Below are 22,927 nucleotides of genomic sequence, written 5' to 3'. Positions count from 1 at the left end.
CGGCGTTGAGCCATCACCGGCGATTCTCATTGCCACCCCGCTCACCCACCCCGTTGAGTGGTCGCATGACTCAGGCACCCGGATCCACGTCCACCCCCGCGCCCACCCCCGCCCCGCTCCACTGGAAGCTCGTCATCGACTCCGCCAACCCCCAGTCGCAGGCCGACTTCTGGGCCGCCGCGCTGCACTACGAGGTCGAGGACAACAACGCCCTCATCGAGCGGCTGCTGGAGCTCGGCGCGGTGCCGCGGGAGGCCGTCGTCGAGTTCCACGCCCGCCTGGCCTTCCGGGATCTGGTGGCCGTACGGCATCCGGACGACCCGTACGACCCGGACAGCGGAACCGGGCGGGGGCGGCGGCTGCTGTTCCAGCGTGTGCCGGAGGCGAAGACCGTCAAGAACCGGCTCCATCTCGATCTGCACGCGCCGGCCGGGGAGCGCGAGCGTGAGGTCGAACGGCTGGAGGCACTGGGGGCGAGCGTGCTGCGGCAGGTGAAGGAGCCGGGCGGGGAGTGGGTGGTGATGGCGGATCCGGAGGGGAACGAGTTCTGCGTGCAGTGAGCGGAACGCAGGGTTTTCCCTAGGAGAACTCCGCGTCCGAATAGCACTCTTGACGGAGAGTCAGGCTCACCTCCACCATCCAGGCACCCCATTCACCGTGGATCCCCTGTGGCCACCCCACGGGGGTCCGCCTGGAATTCGGAGCCCCCCACATGAAGCTCCCCGTCTCCTGGCGCGTGCCGGCGGCCGCCGCAGTCGCGACCGCCACGCTCCTGACCAGCGGATCCATAGCCGACGCGGCGTCCGAGGCCGACATCGAGGCCGCCGCCGCACCCGACATACCCGTCGCGAACGTCAAGGCCCACCTCACCCAGCTCCAGTCCATCGCCACCGCCAACGGCGGCAACCGCGCCCACGGCCGCCCCGGCTACAAGGCCTCTCTCGACTATGTGAAGGCCAAGCTGGACGCCGCCGGATACACGACGACGATCCAGCAGTTCACGTCCTCCGGCCGCACCGGCTACAACCTGATCGCCGACTGGCCCGGCGGCGACACCAACCAGGTCGTGATGGCCGGCTCGCACCTCGACAGCGTCTCCTCCGGCCCCGGCATCAACGACAACGGCTCCGGCTCGGCGGCCGTCCTGGAGACCGCGCTCGCCGTGTCACGCGCCGACTACCAGCCCACCAAGCATCTGCGGTTCGCCTGGTGGGGCGCGGAGGAGCTGGGGCTCGTCGGCTCCCGCTACTACGTCAACAACCTCTCCTCCGCCAACCGCGCGAAGATCAGCGGCTATCTGAACTTCGACATGATCGGCTCGCCGAACCCCGGCTACTTCGTCTACGACGACGATCCCGCGATCGAGAAGACCTTCAAGGACTACTACGCCGGCCTCGGCGTCGCGACCGAGATCGAGACCGAGGGCGACGGCCGCTCCGACCACGCGCCGTTCAAGAGCGCGGGCGTCCCGGTGGGCGGGCTGTTCACGGGGGCGAGCCGTACGAAGACCGCGGCGCAGGCGGCCAAGTGGGGCGGTACGTCGGGGCAGGCCTTCGACCGCTGCTACCACTCGTCCTGCGACACCACGTCCAACATCAACGACACCGCCCTCAACCGGAACAGCGACGCCGTCGCGCACGCGGTCTGGGAGCTGTCCGAGTAACACACGACTCGTCAACTGGCGGGCGGTTCAGCCGACTTGGCGGCTCGGGCGGTGAGGCGGTCCATGCGGGCGCGGGCCGACTCCAGCTCCTCGATGTCCTCGGCGGCCGGACCGCCCTCGGCCGTGAGCTCGGCCCACAGGTCGAGCAGGTCCCGGCCCAGGTCGAGCCCCTGCGCCGGATCCCGCACGGCCCGCCAGGCCGTGGCCGCGCCCTGGAGACTGCTGTACGCCGCCTCCGCGTCACGGTTGCGGTGGTGGGCCCGGGCCACGGCCAGGGAGAGACCGAACGCGTGCACCGGGTCGCCCGCCAGGTAGGCGGCGTACGCGGCGAGTTCGCGCATCCGGAGCACCTCGGCATGTGCCGGCCCCAGCACCGCGGACGCCTCCGCCACGGTCCGCTCCGCAAGCTCCGCCGCCTCCGCCGTCCGCCCCGCCGCCACGGCCTCGTTGATCCGCGCCAACGGTTCCGCGAAGGGGGAGGCGTCGGCGGTGATGGCGGGCGCCCCGTCACCGAGGACGGCTTCGGCGACGGCGTCGAAGCCGCGGGGCGGGGTGGGCGCGGGATCAGGGTCGGAGACGAAGAGGGGCTCGGGTTCGTCGGCTTGCGGTACGAGGGTCCGCGGTACGACGGTCCGCGGCGGGTCGGTTTGCGGCACGCCGGTCGGCAGCGGCCTCGCGTCCATCACGGGCGGTGGGCCGAACTCCCCCAGCGGCGGCGCGACCGTGCCGGGCACGGCGTCCCGCACCGGCTCGGGCAGCGCGCGCAACGGGAACGTGGGTGAGGCATCCTGCACAGCGCTCGGCAGGGGGCGTAGGACATGCGTGGGTTTGTCCCGGTGCGGTGTCGCGGCCGGGGCGGGCGGCGTGAACGGGACGGAGGGCGCGGAGGGCGCGGGCGGCTCCGCAGGCAGCCGTACGGCATCTCCCGGCGCCGTGGACTCCCCCGGCGCTCCCGCTGCCCCCGGCGGAGCCGTCCGTACGGGCTCGGCGGTGAAGTGGCTGGCGCCGTCCGCGTCCACCCGCAGCTCGACGACGTAACCGATGCGCTCGTCGTGCACCGTGGCGTGCACGGCGTGTCCGGCGGCGAGGGCGATGCGCTGGAGGTGGGTCAGGACGGTCTGCTGGATCTCCTCGCCCGGGGCCGCGGTGACGGGGACGCCGCCGATCGACGCGCCGCCGGCGCCCGGACCGACGGCGGGGACGCGCACGTCGATCGGCGCGGCCGCGGGGGCCGCCGAGGCCGCGGCGCGTTTCTGTTCCCGCTTCTTCGCGCGGCTCAGTAGAGACATCGCTTCCCTCACTCGCATGCGTCGGGGAGTGCGTGGACGGCACGTTCGGGATCCATGGTGCTCCCTCCCGCCGTCGGGCTCCGCTTCCCCGGCGTCAAGGTCCGGTCATACACGTCGTACACGTCGTACACGTACTGTCGAGTCTCTCCGGCCGCGCGCGGCGCGGACGTCACCGTGGCGTCACAGACTCGTTCCAGGAGCTTGTGCCACGTCACAGCGTTCTCATGCCTGACGCGAAGATCAGTGGCGTGACGAGGGAGGAGTGCGGGCATGCGGACTGACATGCACGTGCAGCAGGGGCGGCCGGAACCGGGGCCGGAGATCTGGATCCGCGGGCCCGTGGCCCTACCGGAGGAACCGCCGCCGCGCTCCCCTTCCGCCCCCGCGCCCCGCCGCTTTTCCTGGATCGGCACGCACGGCGGGGCGGGTGTCTCCACGCTCGCCGCGGTGTACGGCGGTCACGACTGCGGGCGTGCCTGGCCCGGGCCCGCCGATCCGCCGTCGGTGCTGCTGGTCGCCCGTACGCATGCGGCCGGGCTGGCCGCCGCCCTGTACGCCCTTGAGGTCTTCCGGCGCGGGGAGGCCCCGCACGGGCTCGATCTCGATGCCGTCGTTCTCGTCGCGGACGCGCCGGGGCGGCTTCCGCGGCCGCTCGCCGAGCGCGTCAAGGTGATCGAATCGGCCATCGACGTGTACCGGGTGCCGTGGGTGCCAGCTTGGCGGCTCGGCCACCTGAGCGGACAGCCGCCTCGGGAGACCGAGGCGTTGGCCCGACTGGCCGGGCGCTGACGGGCGCTGACCGGGCGCTTCCGCCGAGTGCGGCCTGACTGACAATCACCCCATGACACCCGTCACCGGCTCCGGCCCCGATCCCAGCTCCGGCCCCGATTCCGGCCCCGGCCCCGATTCCGGCCCCGGGACTCCCCCTCCGTCCGCCGTGGACATCGCCGCAGCCGTACGCTCACGAGCCTTGCGTGCCGTCGATGTCGTCGCGTCGGCGCTCGAACGGATCGAGCGGGCCGATCCCGTCCTGTGTGCCTTCATCGAGGTGTGGGGCGAAGAGGCGCTTCAGCGGGCCCGCGAGGTGGACGCACGAGTCGCCGCGGGCGAGCGGCTGCCGTTGGCCGGCGTGCCGATCGGGGTCAAGGGGCGGCATGGGCTGCGTGCGGCGGGTCCGCTGCTCGCGGCCGGGTGCGTGGCGGTGGGGGCGACATCCGTGCCCGGGCCGGGAACTCCCTGGCAGACCTGGGGACTTGGCCGGTACGGCCGTACGGTCAACCCCTGGCGGTACGACCGTACGCCGGGCGGCTCCTCCGCCGGTTCCGCGGCGGCGGTGGCCGCAGGGCTGGTTCCGCTTGCGACCGGGAGCGACGGGGCCGGGTCGGTGCGGATTCCGGCGGCGTGGTGCGGGGTCGTCGGGCTGAAGGCCGGCAACGGGCGGTTGCCGTCGGCCGACCGTACGGGGCTCATGGCGCCGGGGGTGCTGGCGAGGACCGCGGAGGATGCGGCGGCGTACTGGGCCGTCGTGTCGGGGGCAGAACGGGCGGCGGCGCCGGGGGACGGTCCGGACATGGACGGGGTGCCCGGCGAGCACGACGCCCCGACCGCCGTGTGGTCCCCCGACCTCGGCTTCGCCTCCCCCGACCCGGACATCGTCGCCGTCGCCCACTCCGCGGCCGTACGGCTCGCCGAGGCGGGTGCGATACGACTCGTACGCCCACGGGCTCGGCTCCGCCTCGACGACCCGGCGCCCGCATGGCTGGCCCTGCGAACCCCCGGCGCCGACCCCGCGCCGGCCCACCGCATCCGGGCCGCGAACGACAGCCGCCTGGCCGCCCTCTTCTCCGGCGCCCGGCTGCTGCTGACGCCGACCGCCCCGATCCCGCCGCACGGCCACGAAGGCCCCGGCGAGCGGTACTCAACCGCGCTCACCTGGGCGTTCAACCTGAGCGGGCATCCGGCGATCAGCATCCCGGCGGGGTTCGGGCCCGACGGGTGTCCGGTCGGATTGCAGGTGGTGGCGGCGCACGGGCAGGAGGGGCTGCTGCTGGATGTGGCGCGGGCAGCGGAGACGTACGACTGAGTCGGCGGGCCCTGGACAGGAGACGGCAGGCTGGCCAGGAGACGGCAGGCCAGGAGACAGCAGGCCCTGGGCGGAAGGCAGGGACCCCTGGTGCGCAGCTACTTGCGTATGCATATAATGCACATGCGAGTAATTGCCGTACGCCGACCATCTGGGGGATCTCATGACCCGCCGTTTCCTGTTCGTCCTGGGCAGCAGCCGCAGCGAGGGCAACACCGAGCTCCTGGCCCGCGCGGCCGCCGAGCAGTTGCCGGAGAGCGTCGAGCAGCAGTGGATCAGTCTCGCCGAGCACCCGCTGCCGGACTTCGTGGACCTTCGGCGCGACAGCGACCATGTTCGTCCTGCCACCGGAAGCGCTCCCGCGCTGCTGTTCGACGCCACACTCGCCGCCACCGACATCGTGATCGCCTCGCCGTTGTACTGGTACTCGGTGTCCGGTCTCACCAAGCGCTACCTGGACTACTGGTCGGGCTGGCTGCGCACCCCCGGCATCGACTTCAAGGCGACGCTGGCCGGGCGCACCCTGTGGGGTGTCACCGCGCTCGCGCACCCGGAGACCGAGGTGGCCGACCCGCTCGTCGGCACGCTCAACAACTCGGCCGCGTACCTGGGGATGCGCTTCGGCGGCGTCCTGTTCGGCAACGGCAGCAGGCGTGGCGACATACTGAACGACACGGAGGCACTGGCGCGCGCCAAGACGTTCTTCGCACAGGAGGCACCGCTCGCCCGCTTCCCGTACGAGGCCGGCTGAGCGTCTCCGGCGCCGCTCAGGCCGTGATGTCCTTCGCCGTGAACCGCGCCCACGCCGCCGAGCCGAACACCCCGGCGTACAGGGCCTGGATGCCGAGGTTCTTGACCAGGTCGTCCCAGTAGACGGGGTCGCGCATGAGGTCGGCGAAGGACAGCCAGTAGTGGGAGAAGAAGTACGGCTGGATGGCGTGCAGTTGGGGTATCTGGTCGAGGATCTGGACGGTGATCAGCAGGCCGACGGTCGTCGCCATCGCCGCGATGCCGCTGCTGGTCAGCGTCGAGACGAACAGGCCGAGGGCCGCCACGCCTATGAGTGAGGCGGCGACGACCAGGGCGATCAGCAGGGCGCGGCCCAGGCCCTCGGCGAAGCTGATCCGGGTGCCGGAGATGGTCGTCAGGTCGCCGAGCGGGAAGAGCAACGCCCCGACCGCGAGTGCCGAGACCGCGACCACGAGGGTGGCCACCAGGCAGAAGGCCATCGTGGTCGCGTACTTGGTGAGGAGCAGGCGCGAGCGTCCGGCGGGGGCGACGAGGAGATAGCGCAGGGTGCCGGCGTTGGCCTCGCCCGCTATCGCGTCGCCCGCGATGACGCCGATCGCCATCGGCAGGAAGAACGGGAGCGTCGCGGCCAGTGCGGTGAAGACCAGGAACAGGCCGTTGTTGGTGATCTGCGAGATGAACGCCGGACCGCCGCCACCCCCGCCGGGGCCGCCGGGCCCGCCGTCGCTCGTCTCGATCTTCACGGCGATCCCGACCAGGATCGGCACGGCGGCCAGGACGGCGAGCAGCGCGAGGGTGCGCCAGCGCCGGAACGTGGTGAGCAGTTCGCTGCGCAGGAGGCCGAAGGTCCACAGCGGACTGGCCTTTCGGACGCCTTCGATCGTGCCACTCTGCCGGGCGACCTCAGCCTGCGACATCGAACCCCTCCCCCGTGAGTGCCACGAACGCGTCCTCCAGCGAGGCCCGTTCGACACCGAAGCCACGCACCCGTACTCCGGCGGTCACCAACGCCGCGTTGACCTCGGCGAGATCACGATCCGGAGGTTCGGCGGTCACCCGGTCCTCGACGATGACGACGTCTCCGGCTCCCTGCTCCTTCAGCACCCGGGCCGCGTCCCCGGTGTCGGGCGTGGTCACGACGAGCCGGCCACGCATCCCGGCCGCCAGCTCCGCCACCGCGCCCTGGGTGATCAGCCGGCCCTGCGCCATCACCGCCGCGTGCGTACAGACCTGCTCGATCTCGTCGAGGAGGTGGGAGGAGAGGAAGACGGTCGTGCCGTCGGACGCCAACTCCCTGATCAGGGAACGTATTTCACGCATCCCCTGCGGGTCGAGGCCGTTGGTCGGCTCGTCGAGGACGAGCAGCCTGCGCGGCTGGAGCAGCGCGGCCGCGAGACCCAACCGCTGCTTCATGCCGAGCGAGTACGCCTTGGCCTTCTTGCCCGCGGCGGCCGTCAGGCCCACCCGCTCCAGCGCGGCAGCGACGCGGGCGCGCCGGGTGCGCGGATCGGCCGTCGGATCGGCGGCGTCGTAGCGGAGGAGGTTGTCGCGGCCGGAGAGGAAGCCGTACAGGGCGGGCCCCTCGATGAGCGCGCCGACATACGGCAGCACGGCGCGCGCGGACCGGGGCATGGGCTGCCCGAGCACGCGCGCGGTACCGGAGGTCGGCTCGATGAGCCCCATCAGCATGCGGATGGTGGTGGTCTTGCCCGAGCCGTTCGGACCGAGGAAGCCGAAGACACTGCCCGCCGGGACAGCCAGATCGAGACCGTCCACGGCGAGCTGCCCACCGCGGTAGCGCTTGGTGAGCGCACGGGTGGCGATCACCGTACCGACGCTGTCGTGCTCGTCGGCCTCCGCGGCGGGCAGTTCCTCCATGGGCTCCTCAGGCTCCTCGCCTCGTGATGCGCGTACGTGCGCCTACCTGCGCGTACGGCGGTTGGTTACGGCCTACTTCGCCGAGTCGGCCGCCTTCACGAGCGCATCCTTGTCGACCGCGCCCACGTAGACCTTGCCGTCGTCCGTGACCAGGGCGTTGATCAGGCGGGTCTTGAAGACCGTGCCCGAGCCGAACTTCCCGGTGACCTTGTCGCCCAGAGAGTCGAGGAAGCCGCCCATGTCGCCGCCGACCTCGGCGCCGGAGGGGATGCCCTCGCCGCCGGTGTCGAAGACGGCCACGGAGTTCCAGCCCTCGCCTATGACCTCGGGACCGCCCTCGGCCGACTTGCCCGACTTGCCCTCGGACTTCGGGCCGCCGAACTCCTTCTCGAGCTCCTTGCGGAACTCGTCCTCGGACTTGGTGCCGCCGTGCTCCGGAGCGGCCTTTTCCAGCTCGTCCTGCTCGGTGACCTTCGCGCCCTTGGGCGGGGTGAAGTCGAAGGTGGAGGCGGCCGGCTTGGCGAAGCTGACCTGGGTGAAGCCCGCGTCGATCACGGCCGCGCCGCCGCTGGACGGGGTCAGCGTGAACTTCAGCGGCATGCCGGTCTTGGCGTCCACGGCCACCGTGATGGCACCGACGGTGGTCCCGGACTGCTTGGGCTTGATGAGCAGCCGGTACGCGTCCCGGCCGGCGACCTGCGCGGTGCCGTCGACGGTGACGGAGGTGGTGTCGTCCACCGCCTTGAGGGCTTCCTCGGTGAGGTCCTTGGGAGTGGCGGGCACCTCTTCGGGCGCGCCCTGCTCGCCCTTCCCCTTGTCCTTCCCCTGGCCCTTCCCGGCCCCCGGCTCGTCGGCGGTGCCGTGGAAGACCTCGTTCGACTTACTGTCGTAGCCCCAGATGTCCTTGCCGTTGTGGATGAGGCTGTACTCGGAGGCGTTCTCCAGCAGGGAGAGCTTCTGCTTGTCCTCGCCGTCGAGGGCGACGCGCAGGGTGTGCGTGCCGGACGCCAGCTCGGTGAGCTTGGCGGACGGGTCGGCGGACGATCCGTCGCCCGAGCCCGAGCCCATGGCGCCGGACGCGAGGCTCGACTCCAGGCCGCCGAGGTCGGGCAGACCCAGATCGGTGGTGATCTTGAAGGTCCCGGACAGCTGCTGTACGTCCGACTGGGCGATCTTCTCGATGAGTTGCTGCGCGGTGATCTCCGGCAGGTCCGGGTCGCCGGAGTCGGCGATCGCCGGGACGAGCCCGATGGTCGCCGCCGCGACTCCCACGACCGCGACCGGGACGACGTACCGCGCGGCCTTGCGCCGTCCGGCGCGCAGGTCGTCGACCTCCCCGGCGGTCGTACTGTCGTCCGATGCGTACGGTGCCATGTGTGCCTTACCTCCGTCGTCGGCGGCGGCTGTCCGTCTCGTTTCCTCGCCCGCGAGTCTCTCGACCCCGCACTCGTCCACCTTGAGCCGCCATTCTCACCCGAATCGGTGAGGAGTGGTGATTTCCGTGGTGTCCATATGACCAAATCGGCCAGGGAGATTCGTCAGCCTGCGGAGCCAACTCCGCGTACACCTGGGGTATGACACGGGGAGGCTGCGACTCCCCCGACCCGTAGGGGTTGGACGGGGAACCGCCTCCCGCAGGGAGCTCGGAGGCCGGTGGAGGTCGGCGTAGAACGAATTCGGCTCGGCCTTCAGGGTGTTGAGGAGGGCGGGGTCCTTCACGGTGCCGGTGCCGATGCCGATGCCGATGCCGGTGAGGCTGTGCCCCCACAGCGGTGACGACTGCGAGCTGCCTTCACAGGACTTTCCGACGCCGGCCCAGGCATTCCAGCCCGTCTGGGGCCCCTCTGGGGGAGTTTCAGGACAAGGCCCGCAGAGCCGAAGCGGGGGCCCAGGGGGCGCCAGCCCCCTGGCGGGGTCGAAGGGGCGGAGCCCCTTCAGGAGGGGACGGGTAAGGGCGGCGGGGGCGAAAACCTACCCGGCCCGATGCACCACCGCGTCGCACAACTCCATCAACGCAGCCTTGGCATCAATGTCCGGCAACGGCGCCAACGCAGCCCGCGCATCCTCCGCATACCGCACCGTGTCCCGCCGAGCCTGCTCCAACGCCGGATGCACCCGAAGCTGAGCCAACGCCTCCGCAAGCCGCGCGTCGTCGCTCAGATCGGAGTCCAGCAACTCGCACAACGCGATGTCGTCCGCGAGCCCCAACCGCTCGGCCCGCTCCCGCAACCGCAGCACCGGCAGCGTGGGAATCCCCTCCCGGAGGTCCGTCCCCGGCGTCTTCCCGGACTCATGGGAGTCACTGGCGATGTCCAGCACGTCATCCGCCAGCTGGAAGGCAACCCCCAGCCGCTCCCCGTACTGGGTCAGCACATCGACCACGGTCTCATCGGCGCCGGACATCATCGCCCCGAACCGGCACGACACCGCCACCAGCGACCCGGTCTTCCCACTCAGCACATCGAGGTAGTGCTCCACCGGATCCCGCCCGTCCTGCGGCCCCGCGGTCTCCAGGATCTGCCCGGTGACCAGCCGCTCGAACGCCTCGGCCTGCACCCGCACCGCCTCGGGCCCGAGGTCGGCCAGGATGTGCGAGGCGCGCGCGAACAGGAAGTCCCCGGTCAGCACGGCGACCGAGTTCCCCCAGCGGGTGTTCGCGCTGTCGACACCCCGCCGTACCGCCGCCTCGTCCATCACGTCGTCGTGGTACAGCGTCGCCAGATGGGTCAGCTCCACCACCACCGCCGACGGCACGACCCCCGGCGCATACCGGTCCCCGAACTGGGCAGTGAGCATCACGAGCAGCGGCCGGAACCGCTTTCCACCCGCCCGCACCAGGTGCTGGGCGGCCTCCGTGATGAAGGGGACCTCACTCTTGGTGGCTTCGAGCAATCCCTCCTCGACAGCCGCCAATCCGGCCTGGACATCGGCTTCCAGAGCCTGGTCCCGCACGCTCAGCCCGAACGGCCCGACGACGGTCACGAGGGGTCTCCTGTCTGCTGGTGTCTTCTGGCGGTCACACGGTTTGTCGATAGGTCGCTGCCATCACTCAAGTCAGCGTATCCGGTCACGTTTCGATCACTGATGCCGCCCACCCGTCCACCATGGGCGGTATTGGATCACGACCGGTATGTTTTTGATCACGTGATAAGGCCGGATATCCATCGACTTATAGGGAAGTACCGGTCCGTGTCCCGAACCGAAGTCGATATCGAGCCCGAGAGCGGCCCCCGACCCGCTCCGACCACGCCGTCTTCGGCCGGCCCAGAGGCCTGCTCACGCTCTCCGGCCTGGAGGTCTGGGAGCGCTTCTCGTTCCTCGGCATGCAGGCCATCCTCGTGCTGTACTTCGCGGACACGGTCGCCCACCGCGGGCTGGGCATGTCGGCCGGAACCGCCGCCTCCGTCTCCGCGGCCTCCGTCTCCGCCGCCTACGGCACCCTCGTCCATCTGGTCACCGTCGCCGGCGGCCGGCTCGCCGACCGCGTCCTCGGCTCGTACCGCGCGGTGCTGTGGGGCGGCATCCTCATCACCTGCGGCCACTACGCCATGGCGGTGCCGACCGCCGACATGACCTGGGTCGGCCTCGGCCTGATCAGCGCGGGCACGGGCCTGTTCAAGCCCAACGTCGCCACCATGGCCGGCAAGCAGTACCGCACCGACGACGACCGCCGGGACGCCGGGTTCGCCTTCTCCTACATGGCGATCAACATCGGCGCCTTCGCGGGCCCGCTGATCACCGGCTGGCTCGGCGACCACAGGGGCTGGCACCGGGGTTTCTGGGCGGCCGCGATCGGCATGACGTTCGGCCTGGTGCAGTACGTCGTCGGCCGTCGCCACCTGGCCGGACGCAAGCACACCGCCGAGTTCGCGCTGTCCCCGCAGGCCATGCGCCGGGCGCTCCGCCTGATCGCCACGGGCCTCGTCGCCACCGCCGCGGTCGCCGTCCTCCTCGCCGCCGCCGGCCGACTCACCATGGACCGCTTCGTAGACCTGCTGACCCTCGTCTCCGTGATCGCCCCGGCCGTCTACTTCGCGGTGATGTTCGCCGGCCCGCGCGTGACCCCCGAGGAACGCGGTCGTCTCCGCCCGTACAGCGTCCTCTCCCCCGCCTCGGCGGTCTTCGACCTCATCCCCTTCCAGGCGTACTCGACGATGACGCTGCCGTCCTCGACGGACGCCGAGACATCGATCCTCGGCTTCGACTTCCCCGCCGGCTGGTACGCCTCCGCCCTCGGCGCCTTCGAGGTCACCCTCGCGCCAGTCGTCGCCGCGCTGGGGGTCCGGATGGGGCACGGACAGCCGCACGCCTCCAACAAGATCGCGATAGGGGTCGTACTCGGCGGCCTGTCCTTCCTCCTGACGGCGCTGCCGGCCTCGGGGCCGCCTGACCACTCCTCCGACGACCACCTCGTCTCCGTCTGGTGGATCGTGGGTTCGTACCTGCTGCTCGACCTCGGCGACATCCTCCTGGAGACCTCCGGCATGTCGGCCACGAGCAAGCTCGCCCCGGCCGCCTTCGCCGGTCAGACCATGTCCCTCTGGTTCCTGTCCCTGGCCCTCGCCAACGGCATCCAGGCCCAAGCGGTCAAGCTCTACGACGACGTCTCCCAGCCCGCCTACCTCGGCCTCAACGGCGCGATCGCGGTGGCCGCCGGACTGGCCATGACGGCCGCGGCACCCTGGCTGCGCCGCACGATGCGCCCAGTGCACTGACCGGACACCACGCACACCGTGCACTGGCCCGACACAACGCATCCCGAGCGCCGACCGGACACGACGCACCCCATGCACCGACCGGACACGTCGCACCGGGCGCACCGGGCGCACCGACCAGACGGGGATCCCGCTCATGCACATCCGTACGTCCTTCCCCCACGAGACGAATCACGAGGACATCTGGATCCCGCTCCAGGACGGGACTCTGCTGTACGCGCGCGTGTGGCGCCCACTGACGGACGAGCCCGTACCGGCGCTCCTCGAATACCTGCCGTACCGCCTGACCTACTGGGACCGCACGCCGCGACCACCAACGCCACCCCCGGTACGCCGGCCACGGCTACGCCTCCGTGCGCGTGGACATCCGGGGCACGGCAACAGCGAGGGCATGCGGAGGGACGAGTACTCGGCGACGGAGCTAGCCGACGGGGTCGAGGTGGTCAACTGGCTGGCGGCCCAACCCTGGTGCAACGGCAGGGTCGGCACGTTCGGCATCTCCCGGGACGGCTTCAACTCCCTCCAGATCGCGGCCCTCGCGCCCGAGCCGCTCAAGGCGATCGTCACGGTCCGCTCGACGGACGATCGCTATGACAACGACGCGCACTACCTCGGAGGTTCCGTCCTCGCCGTCGACATGCACGCCTGGGCGTCGACCATGCTCGCCTTCGTCGCCCGCCCACCGGACCCGCTGTATGTCGGCGACGCCTGGCGGGACATGTGGCTGGGGCGGCTGGAATCCGTCGAACCGTTCCTGCACACCTGGCTCGGCCATCAGACCCGCGACGACTACTGGCGCCACGGCAGCGTCTGCGAGGACTACGGCGCGATCGACGCCGCCGTACTCGCGGTGGGCGGCCGGCACGACCCGTACCGCGACACGGTCCTGCGCCTCGTCGAGCACCTGCCCGCCGACCGCGTCCGCGGCCTGATCGGCCCTTGGTCGCACCAGTCCCGGACCGGGGCCTGCCGCCGGGCCCGGCGATCGGCTTCCTCCAGGAGACGCTGCGCCGGTGGGACCACTGGCTGAAGGGCGAGGACACCGGCGTCTGTCCGACCCCCTGCCGCGCGTCTACGTCAGCGACTCCCACCGCCCGGCCACGGTGTACCCCACGCTGCCGGGCCGCTGGGTGGGCGAGCCGGCCTGGCCCTCTCCCCACGTGCGGGGCGTGACGTACGCCTGCCAGGGCGCGCCCGTCCACGCGCGCTCCCCCATGCACACCGGTATCGACGCCGGCCGCTTCTTCCCCTTCTGCAATGACGCCGACCTGCCGCCCGACCAGCGGGAGGAGGACGCGCGATCGGCTTGCTTCGACTTCGAAGTGGGTGAGGTGACCTGGGTGTTGGGATGGGTGTTGGGACGACCGAAGGTGCGATTGCGGCTGACCTCGGAGGTGCCGAGCGGGCAGGTCGTCGCCCGGCTCTGCGACGTGGCACCCGACGGCGCCTCGACCCTGGTCACGCGTGGCGTGCTGAACCTGTCGGCGCGCCACGGCCGGGACCGTACGGTGCCGTGGGAGCGGGGTGCCACCGAGGCCGTCACCTTCGAGCTGCACGGCATCGGCCACGCCTTCCCGCCCGGTCACCGCATCCGCCTCGCCGTCTCCTCCGCGTACTGGCCGTGGGTCTGGCTCCAGCCGGACTCGGCGGCGGGCTTCACGCTGGAACCGGCAGGCAGCTCCCTGGAACTTCCGGTACGCCTGCGCGCGTTGGACGAATCAGCGGACGACACGGTGATCACCTTCGAGGAACCGGAGCAGGCGGAGCCGCTCGGCGTGAACTCCCCCATCACGCTGGACGAACCGCGCCCCGAGCGGCTCGTCGTGCGGGACGTCGCCAAGGGCGAGTGGCGCCTGGAGGTCGACCCCCGGTACGGCGGCACGCGCGTGTACCCCGACGGCCTGGAGTTCACCGAGGACGCGCTGGAGACGTACACCATCGACGAGTCGTACCTCTTGTCGGCCCGTACTCGCTCGGGTTGTCGGCCCGTACCCGCTCGGACTGGTCGATCCGGTTGCACCGCCCGAAGACGGCATGGAACGTGACAGTGCGGACGTGCTCGCAGATCAGCTGCGAAAAGGGGCATTTCATCACCTTCAACGAGGCCATCTGCGCGAAGGACGAAGAGGTGCTATTCCACCGGACATGGGAGAAACAGACCCAACGGACGGCCGGTTGACGACGAGTTGGAGCCATTGCCCGATTTGCCGCTCTTGTGGACGCCAGTGAATTGGGTCACTCGCACCCAGTCGCACGCCCCACCGGACCCACCCCCTTCCTTCCTTGCGTCAAGCGCAAGTTGAGGCTTGGCAACCGCAAAGGATCAAGCACCCCATACGCATCAGACCATGGTCAACCGGCATGACAGGTGACCATGGCACTTGTTCCGGGCGTGTGCTCTCGCATACGTTCCCGCTCAGTCGGGCGGACGCCGAATCCTGCCGCCGCCCGAGCCACCCACCCACGCACTCACTCACGCACGGCAGGAGCGGGGGACCCAGGTAAGTCGCCGGACCGGACGCCTTGATGGCGCACCGAACCGGCTCGGGGTGAAGTTCGCGCTACCGCACGGCGGCGCGGCCGGGCATCTCCCGCCCGAACCCGACAGCTCACCTCGCAGGCGTCGGAGAGGAACAGCGCCATGGCCCGAGGCAAGCACCGCCGCCCCAGAACCAACCCGCTCACCCGCCACGTCGTCGCAGCCGGAACCGGTACCGCAGCCCTCGCGCTCCCGCTCCTGAGCGCGACCACCGCGAGCGCCGCACAGCCGGCCCAGGCCCCCGCCGTCGCGCAGTCGGCACCACAGTCCGCGCCATCCGCAGCGAAGGCCAAGTCCGTCACGTACACCACGAAGAAGGGCGACACGCTCTACGGCATCGCGGACCGGTACGACGCGCAGGGTGGCTGGCGGCAGCTCTACAAGGACAACCGCAAGTCCATCGGCGACAACCCCCGGCTGATCCACCCGGGCGTCGACCTGAAGGTCCGGGCGACGAAGGCCGCCACGGCGAGCAAGAAGGCCGAGAAGACGTCCGCACCGGCCAAGAAGTCCGCCGTCGCCCACGCCACCACGGCCTCCGTGAAGTCGTACCCGGACAACCTCGACGGCTGGATCCGCAACGCGCTGGACATCATGGCGCAAAACGGAATCCCCGGGTCGTACGACGGCATTTACCGCAACGTGATGCGCGAGTCGTCGGGCAACCCGGCCGCCATCAACAACTGGGACTCCAACGCGGCGGCGGGCACGCCGTCCAAGGGCCTCCTGCAGGTCATCGACCCCACCTTCGCGGCCTACCACGTCCCGGGGACGGTCTACGACCCCTTCGATCCGGTCGCGAACATCACGGCCGCGTGCAACTACGCGGCCGCGCGGTACGGCTCGATCGACAACGTGAACGGCCCTTACTAAGAGCTCTCGCTGAAGACCCTCACTGGGCGATATCGGTCAAGATCCCCGTGAACAGCCTCTCGAGGACGACGGCAATGCCGTCGTCCTCGTTCGAGAGGGTGATCTCGTCGGCGACCGCCTTGAGTTCGGGGTGCGCGTTGGCCATCGCGACGCCGCGGGCGGCCCAGTCGAACATCGGGATGTCGTTGGGCATGTCACCGAAGGCGATGGTCTGGTGCGCGCCGAGACCGAGATGCTCGGCGGCGAGCGCCAGACCGGTCGCCTTGGTGACGCCGCATGGCTGGAGTTCGACGGTGCCGGGCCCCGACATGGTGACCGTGGCGAGAGAACCGACCACCGCGCGCGCCGTCGCCGCCAACTCGTCGTCGGACAGGGTGGGATGCCGTAGCAGCACCTTGCTGATCGGCTCGCACCACAGGTCGTCGCGGTGCCGGACGCGTACGGCGGGCAGGGTGGGGTGGGGCATCAGGTACCCGGGTTCGATGAGCGTGAGCCCGTCGACGCCGTCCTGGTCGACGGCCGCGTATACCTCCCCGACCTCGGCCTCGATCTTGCCGAGCGCGGTCTCCGCCAACTCCCGGTCCAGGGTGATGGACCAGAGCAGACGGTCCGCGCCGGCGTCGTACAACTGCGCGCCCTGTCCGCACACCGCGAGCCCCGTGCTGCCCAGGACATCGAGGAGCGGCCGCACTCTGGGCGCCGGCCGCCCCGTCACGACGAGGTGCTGGGCACCGGCCGCCGCCACCAGCGCGAGCGCGTCGAGGGACCGGTCCGAGAGCGTGTCGTCGCCGCGCAGCAGCGTCCCGTCCAGGTCAGTGGCAATGAGTGAATATGCGATGGGTGGGGCCATGATCAGAGAATACGGACAGGACGCCCCATCGACTCGATGCGAACCGGACGGCTGCTGTGTTCACATGCGTTGACATCAGTTCCGGTTCCGCTGCTGTTTCCGCTTTCCCTTCCACGCCGCAACTGCCCTCCCCCTTTTGCGATTTCACCCCCACGTGGTGCTCGCAAGCTCCTTGACGGTGATGTCCGTGCGGTTGGACACACGTCGGCCGACTGCCCCGACCAGGAGATTCGTCGACTTCGGCGACGCGGGCTCCGCACTGCCCAAGACAGGCGACTCACCCGTAACGTGTGCCCGACCACATGGCAATGGCATACGGAGCGTATGAGAGTGAGGCAGCACCCCATGCCCCCCTTCGATCTCCCCGAGGGCGACCCCTTCGGCACGCACAACCTTCCGTACGGCGTCTTCTCCCTCCCCGGCTCGGACTCCGCACACCGGGTCGGCGTCCGGCTCGGCGACCACGTCCTCGACGCGGGCAAGGCGGCGTACGCGCTCGGCTCGCCGTACGCCCCGCTGCTCGCGCAGGACTCGCTGAACCCGCTGCTCGCCGCGGGCCACACCACCTGGTCGGACGTACGGCGCGCGCTGACGGCGTGGGTGACGGTCCCGGCGCACCAGGAGGCCATCGCGGACCTCCTCCACCCGCTGTCCTCAGTGACCCTGCACCTCCCCTTCGAGGTCGCGGACTACGTCGACTTCTACGCCTCCGAGAACCACGCCCGGAACGTCGGCCAGATCTTCCGCCCCGACGCGGCGGACTCCCTGACCCCCAACTGGAAGCACCTGCCGATCGGTTACCACGGCCGCTCGGGCACGGTCGTCGTCTCCGGCACGGATGTCGTACGACCGTCCGGCCAGCGCAAGGCCGCCGCCGACCCGGCCCCGGTCTTCGGCCCGTCGGTCCGCCTGGACATCGAGGCCGAGGTCGGCTTCGTGGTCGGCGTGCCGTCGCAGATGGGCAAGCCGGTGGCGCTGGGCGACTTCCGGGAACACGTCTTCGGCCTCTGCCTGTTGAACGACTGGTCGGCACGCGACCTCCAGGCCTGGGAGTACGTCCCCCTCGGTCCGTTCCTCGGCAAGTCCTTCGCCACCTCGGTGTCGGCGTGGATCACCCCGCTGGACGCGCTCGATGAGGCACGTGTGGCGCCGCCGGAGCGGACGCACCCGCTGCTGCCGTACCTGGACGACTCGGGCTCCGAGACGGAACCCGGCGGCTACGACCTGCGGATCTCCGTTTCGATCAACGGCCACGTGGTCTCCGAGCCCCCGTTCTCCACCATGTACTGGACGGCCGCCCAGCAACTCGCCCACATGACGGTGAACGGCGCCTCGCTGCGCACCGGCGACCTGTACGGCTCGGGCACGGTGAGCGGCCCGACGGAACGCGAGCGCGGGTCACTGCTGGAGCTGACGTGGAACGGGCGCGACGCCCTCGAACTCCCGGACGGCAAGCGGACGTTCCTGGAGGACGGCGACGTGGTGACACTGTCCGCCTGGGCGCCGGGGCCGGGCGGTGCCCGGGTGGGGCTGGGGGAGGTCACCGGGCGAGTTGTAGCAAGCAGTTGACACAAAGCGCCAGGAGGGCGCATCTTGTACTCACCGCTTGATACAAGCGGTGAGTACAAGTCTGCGTACATGTTCTGCGTGCATGTCTGCGTTCATGTCGTCTCCACGGGGGTCTGTGTCTGTCATGCTCGAACTCGGTTCGCGCCCTTCCGCGTCGGCGCCCGCGTCCCGCGCACCCGTCGACCGCTACGCCCGCTGGACGGGCCTGGCCGTCGGAGTGCTGGCCTCCCGCTGGCTGTTGCCCCTGGACAACGGGGAGGGCTCCCTCTACGCCATCCTCGCCTTCGGTCTGTGCGCGGTGGCGGGGGTGCTGCTGGGCGACGCACTGACCGCGCCGCGCCGGGGTGCCGTACGCACGGCGGTCCTCACTCCACGCCGGGTCCGCGACTACGTACCGCCCCGGATGACTCCCCTGCTGCTCGGCCTCGCGGCCGCACTGGTCGTCCTGCTGACGGCCGCGGCCGCGGTGGCGTCGTCGGACGACCTGGGCCGTGCGGGACGCGCGCTCACGGTGACGTGCCGGGGCGTGACCGAGTCGCACTCACCGTGGCCCGGCCTCTACTACGGCCTTCCCATCCTGGCCTCCCTCGCTCTGTCCACGGCCGCCTGCGGCTGGTCCCTGCGGCGCATCGCGACCCGCCCCGGCGACGAACAGTCCCGTCGCGACCGGACGTTGGCGATCGTCGCCGCCTGGGGCCTGGTGGTCTCGTCGTCCCTGCTGGGCGCGGCGTCGACGGCATCGGGCGCGCTGATGAGCACGACCTGCGACGGTGCCGTGGGGACCGCCGCGAACGTGGTGCTGTGGCCGCTGGGCCTGCTGGCCCTGCTCATGGCGCCGTGGTGCCTGTTCACGATCATCTCGCCGCGGGCGACGGCATGGCGGGGCCGTCGGGCCGGCGCCGGCGGAACCGGCCGCCGATGAGCGGGGCAGGCCTGCGCGTCGACACGACCAGCCCGGTCCCGCCGTACGAACAGATCCGCGCCCAGCTCGCCGCCCTGATCTCCACCGGCCGCCTTTCGGAGGGCGAACGTCTGCCGACGGTGCGGCAGTTGGCAGCCGACCTGGGGCTCGCCACGGGCACCGTGGCACGGGCGTACCGCGAACTGGAGACAGCGTCCCTGATCCGCACCCGGCGAGGCGCGGGCACCCGCGTCGCCCCCCTCCCCGCGGGCGTCCACCGTCCGGATCGCGCCGAACTGGCTGCCCTTGCGCGGCAGTTCGCAGATCAGGCGCGTGCGCTGGGGGCGGACGACACGGAGGTGATGACGGCGGTCCGGGAGGCGCTGCGCGCGTAGGCCGTGGCGCACGGCGATGCCGGGCTGCCGGATGGCGTCCATGTCGGCGTCCGCACGGTGCCCGCAGGCGAGTTCGGCGGCTCCTACCCCCTGACTCCGGCGGCCGTCGCCGTCATACTGACTGGCGGCGGAGGGTGTGTTCCTCGCCCACCGCCCCGTACAGCCGCCCCCGCACCTTCCCTGACCAGGATCCGGAGCCCTTGGCATGACCGTCTGCCTGCTCCTGTTGAGCATCGTCGCCCTGACGGCCGCCGTACCCGTCCCCCGAGCGCTGACCCGGGCCACCTGGCCCGAACAGGAACCCGTGGTCGCGCTCTGGGTGTGGCAGTGCCTGGTCGCCACCGTCCTGCTGTGCTGCCTGACGGCCCTGGCCCTGGGAACCGCCGCATTCTTCGGCGCGGTACGCGCCCAGCTCTTCGCTCCGGCGCCGCCGTCGGTGACCGAGGCGTACGACCTCTCGGCCGCGCCCGCCTGGGCGGCCACCCTCAGCGTGCTGCTGGCCTGCGGGGCCGCCTGGACGACCGCGATGCTGGCCCGCGAGCTCGTCGAGGCGCGCCGGCGACGCGGCCAGGCCAGGGCCCACCTGCGCGAACGCGCCCCCGACCTGCCCGCCGGCCTCGGCTCGGCGCGCGGCCCGCTCCTGGTGCTGGAGGACGAGTATCCCGACGCCTGGTGGATGCCTGGCAGCCCGCCCCAGCTCATCGTCACCACGGGCGCCCTGCGCCGCCTGACCGACCACCAGCTCGACGCCGTCCTCACCCATGAGCGTGGCCACGCCCAGGCCCGCCACGACTGGCTGCTGCACCTCTCCACCGCGCTTGCCACCGGATTCCCCCGAATCCCGTTGTTCGCCCACTTCTGCGACCAGACCCACCGCCTGGTCGAACTGGCCGCCGACGACACGGCGTCCCGTCGCTGCGGTCACCTGACGACGGCGCTGGCCCTGATCGAACTCAACCAGCACCGGGGCGTCCTCTCCTGCGCGTCCACCCACCGTCTCCTGGGCGAACGCGTCAACCGCCTCCTCCAGCCCCCGCCACGTCTGGGCCGCCGCCACCGGGCCCTCACGACGACGCTGGCGGCGCTGGTGCCGCTGCTGCCGCTGCTGATCACCTTCGCTCCAGGGCTGACGGCGCTGGCCTGACCGTCGTGCCGGCCTGGCGTCCCTGCGCGACACCCCTCGCCCAGCCTCAGCGCCGCGCCCGCCCCGCGCCCACGCCCACGCCAAGCGCCGTGCCGCTGCCGGCCGCTAGGCCCAGTCCTCCGGCTCCGCATCCATCTCAGGCCAGTCATCCGCCCCGAGGCCCGCCCCGTGGCCTGCCCCGTGGTCTGCCCCCGGAGCCCCTGGATCCGCCTCGGCCGACGCCCCCGCATCAGGCTCCCCCCGCATCGAGCCCAGCACCTCGAGCACCCCCTCCCCATAGGTCGCCAGCTTCTTCTCCCCCACGCCGCTGACGCCGCCAAGCTCCCGCACGGACGCGGGCCACACGGTCACGATCTCCCGCAACGTCGCGTCATGGAAGATCACATACGCCGGAACACCCTGCTCCCGAGCCTGCTCGGCACGCCACGCCCGCAGCGCCTCGAAGGCCGGCACCAGCTCCTCCGGCAGCTCGGCCACCGCGGCCTTCGCCTTGCGCTCGCCACGCCCGGAGCCCGCGGAACCCGACCCCGACGCCGACCGCGAGGTCACCGGCTTCTTCGGCTCCTTCCGCAGCGGCACCTCCCGCTCCCGCCGCAGCACCGACCCACTGGCCTCCGTCAGCACGAGCGTCCCGTACTCCCCCTCGACCGCGAGCAGCCCCTGGGCCAGCAACTGCCGGATGACACCCCGCCATTCGCCCTCGCCCAGCTCCTCGCCGATGCCGAACACGGACAGCTGATCGTGATCGAACTGGATGACCTTGCCGGTGCGCCGCCCCAGCAGGATGTCGACGATCTGCAGCGCCCCGAACTTCTGCCCCCGCTCCCGCTGCAGCCGCACCACCGTCGACAGCACCTTCTGCGCCGCGACGGTGCCGTCCCACGTCTCCGGCGGTGTCAGGCAGGTGTCGCAGTTGCCGCAGCCCACCGGATCCGGGTCCTGGCCGAAGTAGGCGAGCAACTGACCACGTCGGCACTGAGCCGTCTCGCACAATGCCAGCATCGCGTCCAGGTGCGAGGCGGCCCGGCGCCGGAACGCCTCGTCGCCCTCGCCCGACTGGATCAGCTTGCGCTGCTGTATGACGTCGTTGAGGCCATAGGCCATCCAGGCCGTGGAGGGGAGCCCGTCCCGGCCGGCGCGGCCCGTCTCCTGGTAGTAGCCCTCGACCGACTTGGGCAGGTCGAGGTGGGCGACGAACCGCACGTCCGGCTTGTCGATGCCCATTCCGAAGGCGATGGTCGCCACCACGACCAGGCCCTCCTCCCGCAGGAACCGGGACTGGTGCGCCGCGCGCGTGCCCGCGTCCAGGCCTGCGTGGTACGGAACCGCCTCGATGCCGTTGCGGCTGAGGAACTCGGCCGTCGCCTCCACCGACTTGCGCGACAGGCAGTACACGATGCCCGCGTCGCCCGCGTGCTCCTCGCGCAGGAAGCCCAGCAGCTGCTTCTTGGGGTCCGCCTTCGGCACGATCCGGTACTGGATGTTGGGCCGGTCGAAGCTCGCCACGAAGTGCCGGGCCGTCGGCATGTTCAGCCGCTGGGTGATCTCCTGGTGCGTCGCATGCGTGGCCGTCGCCGTGAGAGCGATCCGCGGCACGTCCGGCCAGCGCTCACCGAGCAGGGAGAGGGCCAGGTAGTCGGGGCGGAAGTCGTGGCCCCACTGGGACACGCAGTGCGCCTCGTCGATCGCGAACACCGCGATCTTGCCGCGGGAGAGCAGGTCCAGCGTCGAGTCGAGCCGCAGCCGCTCCGGTGCGAGGTAGAGCAGGTCCAGCTCGCCCGCCAGGAACTCCGCCTCCACCACCCGCCGCTCGTCGAAGTCCTGCGTGGAGTTCATGAACCCGGCCCGCACGCCGAGCGCCCGCAGCGCGTCCACCTGGTCCTGCATCAACGCGATGAGCGGGGAGACGACCACTCCCGTACCGGGTCTGACCAGGGAGGGGATCTGATAGCAGAGCGACTTTCCGCCGCCGGTCGGCATGAGCACGACGGCGTCGCCGCCCGCCACGACATGCTCGATGACCGCTTCCTGCTCGCCCCGGAATGCGTCGTACCCGAAAACCCGGTGCAGCGCGGCCAGCGCCTCGCTCGCGGCAGCCCCTGCCGCCTCGGTCACCCTTGGCATCTCGCTGATCCCGCCCGTCGCACCCATCGCCATGTCCCCCGCACGTCGTCCCTCGACCACTGCATCCACGATAGGGGTCGCCACCGACAGCACCGGAGTTATCCACAGGCTCAGCCTCACCTGTTCGTGATCGGCTGACAGCCTTGAGTGACCG

At 71.1% G+C, this 22,927-nt stretch carries 19 protein-coding genes, 1 pseudogene and 1 riboswitch; of the genes and pseudogenes, 13 read left to right on the top strand and 7 right to left on the bottom strand.

Translation table 11 applies throughout. The features are described 5' to 3' along the window. The first annotated feature begins 65 nt into the window (after positions 1 to 65). Together ACTMVF_RS33280 and ACTMVF_RS33275 are read left to right on the top strand one after the other, a co-directional pair. Positions 66 to 560 (top strand): VOC family protein, encoded by a 495-nt coding sequence (locus tag ACTMVF_RS33280; RefSeq protein WP_441274802.1) that lies wholly within the window; start codon positions 66 to 68, stop codon positions 558 to 560. A gap of 152 nt (positions 561 to 712) precedes the next feature. Beyond that, the gene (locus ACTMVF_RS33275) at positions 713 to 1,663 is read left to right on the top strand and encodes a M28 family metallopeptidase (protein WP_441274801.1); all 951 of its coding nucleotides are present in this window, start codon (positions 713 to 715) and stop codon (positions 1,661 to 1,663) included. A gap of 11 nt (positions 1,664 to 1,674) precedes the next feature. On the opposite strand, the gene ACTMVF_RS33270 is transcribed toward ACTMVF_RS33275, so the two are convergent. Then, positions 1,675 to 2,952, bottom strand: coding sequence for a tetratricopeptide repeat protein (locus tag ACTMVF_RS33270; RefSeq protein ID WP_441274800.1), 1,278 nt, complete (start codon positions 2,950 to 2,952; stop codon positions 1,675 to 1,677). A gap of 270 nt (positions 2,953 to 3,222) precedes the next feature. Between ACTMVF_RS33270 and ACTMVF_RS33265 the strand changes: the two genes are divergently transcribed. The 3 genes from ACTMVF_RS33265 to ACTMVF_RS33255 all read left to right on the top strand — a co-directional run bounded on the left by ACTMVF_RS33265 (position 3,223) and on the right by ACTMVF_RS33255 (position 5,786). Beyond that, positions 3,223 to 3,741 (top strand): DUF6668 family protein, encoded by a 519-nt coding sequence (locus tag ACTMVF_RS33265; RefSeq protein ID WP_441274799.1) that lies wholly within the window; start codon positions 3,223 to 3,225, stop codon positions 3,739 to 3,741. A gap of 52 nt (positions 3,742 to 3,793) precedes the next feature. Beyond that, the gene (locus ACTMVF_RS33260; RefSeq protein ID WP_441274798.1) at positions 3,794 to 5,035 is read left to right on the top strand and encodes an amidase; all 1,242 of its coding nucleotides are present in this window, start codon (positions 3,794 to 3,796) and stop codon (positions 5,033 to 5,035) included. A 163-nt stretch (positions 5,036 to 5,198) separates the two neighbouring features. Then, positions 5,199 to 5,786 (top strand): flavodoxin family protein, encoded by a 588-nt coding sequence (locus ACTMVF_RS33255; RefSeq protein ID WP_441274797.1) that lies wholly within the window; start codon positions 5,199 to 5,201, stop codon positions 5,784 to 5,786. A 16-nt stretch (positions 5,787 to 5,802) separates the two neighbouring features. Here the strand turns inward: ACTMVF_RS33255 and ACTMVF_RS33250 are convergent, their stop codons facing one another. The 4 genes from ACTMVF_RS33250 to ACTMVF_RS33235 form a co-directional block, all read right to left on the bottom strand. Continuing rightward, the gene (locus ACTMVF_RS33250) at positions 5,803 to 6,702 is read right to left on the bottom strand and encodes an ABC transporter permease (protein WP_441274796.1); all 900 of its coding nucleotides are present in this window, start codon (positions 6,700 to 6,702) and stop codon (positions 5,803 to 5,805) included. Beyond that, positions 6,689 to 7,663 carry an ABC transporter ATP-binding protein gene (locus tag ACTMVF_RS33245; protein ID WP_441274795.1) on the bottom strand — a complete coding sequence of 325 codons (975 nt, stop codon included), beginning with the start codon at positions 7,661 to 7,663 and terminating at the stop codon, positions 6,689 to 6,691. The genes ACTMVF_RS33250 and ACTMVF_RS33245 overlap by 14 nt, the downstream gene beginning before the upstream one ends. Before the next feature lie 72 nt (positions 7,664 to 7,735). After that, the gene (locus ACTMVF_RS33240; RefSeq protein WP_441274794.1) at positions 7,736 to 9,037 is read right to left on the bottom strand and encodes a LolA family protein; all 1,302 of its coding nucleotides are present in this window, start codon (positions 9,035 to 9,037) and stop codon (positions 7,736 to 7,738) included. A 597-nt stretch (positions 9,038 to 9,634) separates the two neighbouring features. Continuing rightward, positions 9,635 to 10,645: a polyprenyl synthetase family protein gene (locus ACTMVF_RS33235; protein ID WP_441274793.1), complete on the bottom strand. Its 1,011-nt coding sequence runs from the start codon at positions 10,643 to 10,645 to the stop codon at positions 9,635 to 9,637. Positions 10,646 to 10,852: 207 nt separating this feature from the next. Here ACTMVF_RS33235 and ACTMVF_RS33230 point away from each other — a divergent pair. From ACTMVF_RS33230 to ACTMVF_RS33215, 4 genes and pseudogenes are all read left to right on the top strand, one after another. Beyond that, positions 10,853 to 12,378: pseudogene (locus tag ACTMVF_RS33230) on the top strand (peptide MFS transporter). A gap of 136 nt (positions 12,379 to 12,514) precedes the next feature. Beyond that, positions 12,515 to 13,408 carry a CocE/NonD family hydrolase gene (locus ACTMVF_RS33225; protein ID WP_441274792.1) on the top strand — a complete coding sequence of 298 codons (894 nt, stop codon included), beginning with the start codon at positions 12,515 to 12,517 and terminating at the stop codon, positions 13,406 to 13,408. After that, positions 13,392 to 14,423, top strand: a complete 1,032-nt coding sequence (locus ACTMVF_RS33220; protein ID WP_441274791.1) for a CocE/NonD family hydrolase C-terminal non-catalytic domain-containing protein — start codon at positions 13,392 to 13,394, stop codon at positions 14,421 to 14,423. The genes ACTMVF_RS33225 and ACTMVF_RS33220 overlap by 17 nt, the downstream gene beginning before the upstream one ends. Before the next feature lie 415 nt (positions 14,424 to 14,838). Next, positions 14,839 to 15,014, top strand: a riboswitch (cyclic di-AMP (ydaO/yuaA leader). A 5-nt stretch (positions 15,015 to 15,019) separates the two neighbouring features. Next, the gene (locus ACTMVF_RS33215) at positions 15,020 to 15,790 is read left to right on the top strand and encodes a LysM peptidoglycan-binding domain-containing protein (protein WP_441274790.1); all 771 of its coding nucleotides are present in this window, start codon (positions 15,020 to 15,022) and stop codon (positions 15,788 to 15,790) included. Positions 15,791 to 15,809: 19 nt separating this feature from the next. Here ACTMVF_RS33215 and ACTMVF_RS33210 read toward each other — a convergent pair whose 3' ends face one another. Next, positions 15,810 to 16,640, bottom strand: coding sequence for an HAD family hydrolase (locus tag ACTMVF_RS33210; RefSeq protein ID WP_441274789.1), 831 nt, complete (start codon positions 16,638 to 16,640; stop codon positions 15,810 to 15,812). 345 nt (positions 16,641 to 16,985) lie between these two features. On the opposite strand from ACTMVF_RS33210, the gene fahA reads away from it, so the two are divergent. From fahA to ACTMVF_RS33190, 4 genes are all read left to right on the top strand, one after another. After that, positions 16,986 to 18,209 carry a fumarylacetoacetase gene (gene fahA, locus ACTMVF_RS33205; protein ID WP_441274788.1) on the top strand — a complete coding sequence of 408 codons (1,224 nt, stop codon included), beginning with the start codon at positions 16,986 to 16,988 and terminating at the stop codon, positions 18,207 to 18,209. A 124-nt stretch (positions 18,210 to 18,333) separates the two neighbouring features. Continuing rightward, positions 18,334 to 19,131, top strand: a complete 798-nt coding sequence (locus ACTMVF_RS33200) for a hypothetical protein (RefSeq protein WP_441274787.1) — start codon at positions 18,334 to 18,336, stop codon at positions 19,129 to 19,131. After that, entirely contained in the window at positions 19,128 to 19,505 is a 378-nt protein-coding gene (locus ACTMVF_RS33195; RefSeq protein WP_441274786.1) for a GntR family transcriptional regulator, read from the top strand. Before ACTMVF_RS33200 ends, ACTMVF_RS33195 begins: the two co-directional genes overlap by 4 nt. 205 nt (positions 19,506 to 19,710) lie before the next feature. Then, the gene (locus ACTMVF_RS33190; RefSeq protein ID WP_441274785.1) at positions 19,711 to 20,649 is read left to right on the top strand and encodes a M56 family metallopeptidase; all 939 of its coding nucleotides are present in this window, start codon (positions 19,711 to 19,713) and stop codon (positions 20,647 to 20,649) included. 105 nt (positions 20,650 to 20,754) lie between these two features. Here the strand turns inward: ACTMVF_RS33190 and recQ are convergent, their stop codons facing one another. Next, a complete protein-coding gene (gene recQ, locus ACTMVF_RS33185) occupies positions 20,755 to 22,800 on the bottom strand; it encodes a DNA helicase RecQ (protein ID WP_441274872.1) in 2,046 nt (681 codons plus the stop codon). Positions 22,801 to 22,927: the final 127 nt, after the last annotated feature.

This window comes from Streptomyces sp. SD31 (assembly GCF_052068475.1).
Taxonomy (GTDB): Bacteria; Actinomycetota; Actinomycetes; order Streptomycetales; family Streptomycetaceae; genus Streptomyces.
The sequence above is the reverse complement of the archived record's forward strand: the minus strand, read 5'-3'. Positions and strand labels throughout refer to the sequence as shown.